This is a genomic window from Mitsuaria sp. WAJ17, from assembly GCF_014174515.1.
In the GTDB taxonomy this organism is placed as follows: domain Bacteria; phylum Pseudomonadota; class Gammaproteobacteria; order Burkholderiales; family Burkholderiaceae_C; genus Roseateles_B.
Genome location: NZ_JACJUG010000082.1, coordinates 1 through 1,780 on the forward strand (window position 1 = coordinate 1; position 1,780 = coordinate 1,780).

The window sequence follows — 1,780 nt, forward strand, 5'->3', positions numbered from 1 at the left end:
AGGCCCTGCCGCTGACGGCCAACGGCAAGCTGGATCGCAAGTCTCTGCCCGTACCGGACGAGGCCGCTCACATTCACCAAGGCTATGAGGCTCCGCAAGGCGAGCTGGAAGAGCAGCTGGCCGCGCTATGGGCCGAAGTGCTGCAGCTGCCGCGCGTGGGCCGCCATGACAACTTCTTCGAGCTGGGCGGTCACTCGCTGCTGGCCATCAGCCTGATCGAGCGCATGCGCCAGATGGGCCTGTCCAGCGATGTCAGAACGCTGTTCAGTGCATCCAGTCTGGGGGAATTCGCCCGCGAGCTGCTCGTGCAGGACGAGACGTCATCAGCGCCTTCGGTCCCTGCCAACGCAATCCCGCCGGGATCGCAGGCCATCACCCCCGAGATGCTGCCGCTGGTGACGCTGAGCCAGGAGCAGATCGACACGCTGGTGGCCACGGTGCCCGGCGGCGCCGCCAATGTGCAGGACATCTACCCGCTGACGCCGCTGCAGGAAGGGATGTTCTTTCACCTGCTGATGAACCGCGAGGATGACGCCTACCTGGTGCCCTCGGCCTACCGCTTTGAACGCCGGGAGGACTTGGACGGCTTCATCCAGGCGCTGCAGCAGGTGCTGGATCGCCACGACATCCTGCGCAGCGCCGTTCACTGGGAGCGCCTGGAGCATCCGGTGCAGCTGGTCTGGCGCCAGGCCCCGATGCCGCTGCAAAGGCTGGCGCGCGATGCGCGCTTTGCCAGCGCCAGCGCGCAGCTGCAGGCGCGCCAGGACCCTCGGCTGCGTCGCATCGACGTGCGCCAGGCCCCGCTGCTGCGGGCCTTCGAGCTGCAGGAGGACGACGGCAGCTGGCTGCTGATGCTGCTGATCCACCACCTGGTGATGGACCAACAGACCATTCTGCTGATGCAGCAGGAGGTGCAGGCCTGCCTGCAGGGGCAGCAGCACCTGCTGCCCCCTTCGCTGCCGTTCCGCAACTTCGTGGCCCTGTCGAGAAGAGAGGAGTCGCGCCGCGGCCAGGAGGCCTTCTTCAAGCGCTTGCTGGATGGCGTGGACGAGCCCACCTTGCCCTACGGGCTGAGCGAGGTGCATGGGCGCCAGCAGCAAGGCCGCACGGCCATGAGCCGCCTGGAGGCAGGGCTGAGTCAATCGCTGCAGCAGCAGGCGCAGGCGCTGGGGATCAACAGCGCGAGCCTGTTCCATCTGGCGTTTGCCCTGGTGATGGGGCGGCTGGCCAATCGCGACGACCCGGTGTTCGGCACCGTGGTGATGGGACGCCTGCAGGCGGGGCAGGATGCGCAGCAGGTGCTGGGGCCCTTCATCAACACGCTGGCCGTGCGCTGGAACCTCGCTGCAGGCTCGGTGCGCGATGCCGCCAAGGGCATGCACGCGCTGCTGCTGGAGCTGATGCGCTACGAGCAGACCCCGCTGTCCACGGCGCAGCGCTGCAGCGGCGTCGTGCCGCCACTGCCGCTGTTCGGGGGGCTGCTGAACTGCCGCCGCCTGAACCAGACGGCCGATGCCGGGGAGGAGGCATCCTCCCAGGGCGTGCAGGCGCTGGCCGTCGACAGCATCAGCGAATATCCGCTGACCGTGGATGTGGCGGAGCAGGGAGGGGCGCTGACGCTGGCCGTCACGGTGGATGAGCCGCACGATCCAGAGGACGTCTGCGCGCTGATGGCACAGGCCCTGTCGAGCCTGGAACAGGCGCTGCGCGAAGGCGGGCAGGGCGAGCTGAGCGCGCTGGCGGTGCTGCCGCCGGCGCAGGAGGAACGGCTGCACGGCTT

1 protein-coding gene is annotated in these 1,780 nt (G+C 68.5%); it reads left to right on the plus strand.

Annotated elements, in window-relative coordinates; translation table 11 throughout:
* Positions 1-1,780 (plus strand): condensation domain-containing protein (locus H5407_RS23445; protein WP_255501417.1); only part of this gene is annotated, 1,780 nt, incomplete at both ends.